At 65.7% G+C, this 3,028-nt stretch carries 5 protein-coding genes; 3 read left to right on the forward strand and 2 right to left on the reverse strand.

Translation table 11 applies throughout. From position 1 onward, the window contains the following. Nucleotides 1-93 (forward strand): ArsR family transcriptional regulator (locus QGG75_17040; GenBank protein MDP6068936.1); only part of this gene is annotated, 93 nt, incomplete at its 5' end. Between the two features lie 376 nt (nucleotides 94-469). Here the strand turns inward: QGG75_17040 and QGG75_17045 are convergent. Next, nucleotides 470-940: a nuclear transport factor 2 family protein gene (locus QGG75_17045; GenBank protein ID MDP6068937.1), complete on the reverse strand. Its 471-nt coding sequence runs from the start codon at nucleotides 938-940 to the stop codon at nucleotides 470-472. Between the two features lie 129 nt (nucleotides 941-1,069). On the opposite strand from QGG75_17045, the gene rpmB reads away from it, so the two are divergent. Next, the gene (rpmB, locus tag QGG75_17050; protein MDP6068938.1) at nucleotides 1,070-1,369 is read left to right on the forward strand and encodes a 50S ribosomal protein L28; all 300 of its coding nucleotides are present in this window, start codon (nucleotides 1,070-1,072) and stop codon (nucleotides 1,367-1,369) included. A 4-nt stretch (nucleotides 1,370-1,373) separates the two neighbouring features. Continuing rightward, a complete protein-coding gene (locus QGG75_17055; GenBank protein MDP6068939.1) occupies nucleotides 1,374-1,916 on the forward strand; it encodes a VUT family protein in 543 nt (180 codons plus the stop codon). On the opposite strand, the gene QGG75_17060 is transcribed toward QGG75_17055, so the two are convergent. Then, on the reverse strand, nucleotides 1,913-2,854 hold the full coding sequence (locus QGG75_17060) for an esterase-like activity of phytase family protein (protein MDP6068940.1): 942 nt from the start codon (nucleotides 2,852-2,854) through the stop codon (nucleotides 1,913-1,915). The genes QGG75_17055 and QGG75_17060 overlap by 4 nt on opposite strands. Nucleotides 2,855-3,028 lie beyond the last annotated feature (174 nt).

Genomic DNA, 3,028 nt, shown 5'->3' on the forward strand with positions numbered 1-3,028 from the left:
GAGCTGACGGCGGCACCCAACGTCTCCCACGTCAAAAGCTCGCTGGGCATCCGCACCTCGAAGAAGGTCGCCGGCGTACCCATCGACACGTAAGCTTTTGTCGCTCACGGCGGCGGAGCTGCGCTCCGCTGCCTGCGCGGGCGCGCCTCAGGGGCGGCGGGTCGCGGTCGCTCCCGTTGCACCAAAACCAAGCAGCAAAAACCACACTTCGATATCGCCGCTAAGCCGCTCCCCGAATGGGGGGCGGAGGCCAAGGGCGCGGATGCGCCCGCCCGGTGAGGGTCTACAAAAGTCCGCTGCCTCCGCGGGGGCGCTGCAGGGGCGGCGGGTCGCGTTGCTCCCGTTGCACAAAATGACAAAGCAGCAATAAACACACTGTACCGACACTAAGCCGCCCCCCAATGGGGGCGGAGGCCAAGGGCGCGGATGCGCCCGCCCGGTGAGGGTTCAAAAAAGACTCGCCGCCACCCTATAACGCCAGATGCCGAAGGGCGCGTTCGCCGGCGTTCTGGCGTTCGCTCCACTTGGCCGCCACACGCAAAAGCTTTTCCGGCTCCAGGCCCAGATTGGTCAGGCACTCGCCGGTGCGCACCACTTCCTCGTAGCGCTCGATCAGGCCGCCCTGCAAACGGAAGCAGGCGACGCCTTCGAAATAGACCCGCCGGCCCGGCGTCGCCGCCATCTTCGAGGTATAGCTGAAGTAGTAACGCGCATAGCCCAGGCGCCCGTCAGCTACCACGTCTTCCATCTCCCAGCAAAACCGCTCGCCGTCGCGGCACCAGAGATCATGATACATGGCGGCGATGGCCGGGCGCCCGGCAAAGGCGCCGTAGAAGAGGTCGTCGTAAACGCCGTCCTCGGTAAAAAGGGCGGCCAGGCGGCCGCCATCGCCGGCCTCGACGGCGGCGCAAAACTCCCTGATTTGGTCGCTGAAATCCATGGCCCAGGCTATCCTCTCTGTTGACGGCACCCGGTGCATGACGTAAACAGGCGCCTCGGGCGGCCGGGCGTAGAACGCTCCTGCCCCGACTTAGGCAATTTCCCTATCCTTGGCTAGCGGGTTTTGGTCATGGCACGACGTTGCGAACTCACCGGAAAGGGCGTGCTCACCGGCAATAACGTGAGCCACGCGCACAACAAGTCGCGACGGCGCTATCTGCCCAACGTGCATAATCTTTCGCTCTACAGCGAGGTGCTGGGCCGCAGCGTGCGCTTCAAGGTGAGCACCGCGGCGCTGCGTTCGGTCGAGCATACCGGCGGCCTCGACGCCTTTTTGATAAAGGCCAAGCCCGACAAGCTGTCGCTGGCGGCGCGCCGTCTCAAGCGCGAGATCACCCAGGCCGTGGCGGCCCGCGACGCCGCCAGCTAATCCCATGTCCGACCGCTTGGTGGAAATGGGCGCCCTCTTGTGGCTGCCCATCCTGGCCATGGTCGTGGTCGTGGTGGGCTCCAACGTCGCCGTCCAATATCCCATCAACGACTGGCTGACCTGGGGGGCGCTGACCTACCCGGTGTCGTTCCTGGTCACCGACCTGACCAACCGCCGCTACGGCCCGGCCCGGGCGCGCAGCGTGGTCTACGTCGGCTTCGCCATCGCCGTCATACTGTCCATCGCCCTGGCCACACCACGCATCGCCATCGCCTCGGGCAGCGCCTTCCTGGCCGCCCAGCTACTCGACATCACGGTCTTTCACCGCCTGAGAAGGCTGACCTGGTGGCAGGCGCCGCTGTTGTCGTCGCTGCTGGCCTCGGCCCTAGATACGGCGCTGTTTTTCTCGCTGGCCTTTGCCGGCACGGGTTTGCCCTGGCTGACCTGGGGCGTCGGCGACTTCGGCGTCAAATTGGCCATGGCCCTGGCGCTGCTGATTCCCTTCCGGGCCCTGATGCTACTGGTGCAAAACCGGGCCCCGGCTTAGGGCAGCTTCAGTTCGAACTTCAGCAATAGCGTCCGTTGCAGCGGATTGAAATTATCGTCGGACAAGAGATAGACGGCGAGGCCACCCGACACCGGCACCACGGCCAGTCCCTCCATGTTGTCGACCGTCAGCGGCAACGTGATGATGGCGATCTGGCGGCCAGTCAGCGGCGCACCCGGCCTGATGGCGGCGATGATCTGCAACCGCGCCGCCGGGCCGCCGAGCGGGGTATAGCGCCGCTCCAGAACCATGAAGCCGCCGCCGGGCAGCGCCACCAGGTCGGTGGGCTTGAACTGGCCCGTTGTGCCATAGATCAGCGGCCGCCAGCTTAGGCCGTCATAGCGCCAGCCGCGCAGACCGCCAGCCACTTCCAGACCCTCGGTCAGCGCCAGCAGACCGCCGCCCTCGAGCGGCGCCAGCGCCTCGAGGCCGCCGTTCCGCGGCGCCTGGCCCAGCCCCGGCGGTGCCGGCAGCGCCCGGGGTACGGATTTGTGGGGATCATCGCCGGGGTAGAGCCAGATGCGGTGGCGGCGTTCGAAGGAGACCAGAAAACCTCCGTGTCGCCGCCTGACCGCCTCGGCATCCGACATCTTCTTGCTCCCCAAGGCCCGGCCGTCGCGGTCGAGCATGGCGCTGATGCGGGTCTCGGTCAGGCCGACCAGGCGGTCTTTTTCCTCGACCAGCCTGGCCGTCAGCCAATAGCCCTTGTCGGATACCGCGACCAGTTCGCCGGCGGCCAGCGAAAGCCCGGAAAAACCGCCGAAGCGGTCGTCGTCGCTGCTCAGCGCCAGACCGCCCTTGAAGACCAGTTCGCCGATGCGCTTTTGCGCCGGATCCTCGGGATTGAGGAAGAGGCGCCGGCTTTGAACCTCAATCGGATCGGCCAGAGCCACCGGCGACAGCGCCAGCCCGACCAGGAAACTAAGCCACCAACGCATGACAATCGCCGGCCAACGCGACCAGGTCGTGGTAAAGCGTTCGACGTCGATTGGCTGCGGGCGGAACTGGATCAACGTGGCATCACCGCGGTCATCCCATCAAAAGCCGACCGGATAAGGCAAATCGCCTACGACAAGGACATCTACCAATGGCGCCATTTGGTTGAGAACTAC

This window comes from Alphaproteobacteria bacterium, from assembly GCA_030740435.1.
Classification (GTDB): Bacteria; Pseudomonadota; Alphaproteobacteria; order UBA2966; family UBA2966.

Coding starts and splice junctions, on each gene's coding strand:
- QGG75_17045 (MDP6068937.1), bottom strand. CDS start 940: ATGGATTTCAGCGACCAAATCAGGGAGTTTTGCGCCGCCGTCGAGGCC.
- rpmB (MDP6068938.1), top strand. CDS start 1,070: ATGGCACGACGTTGCGAACTCACCGGAAAGGGCGTGCTCACCGGCAAT.
- QGG75_17055 (MDP6068939.1), top strand. CDS start 1,374: ATGTCCGACCGCTTGGTGGAAATGGGCGCCCTCTTGTGGCTGCCCATC.
- QGG75_17060 (MDP6068940.1), bottom strand. CDS start 2,854: ATGCGTTGGTGGCTTAGTTTCCTGGTCGGGCTGGCGCTGTCGCCGGTG.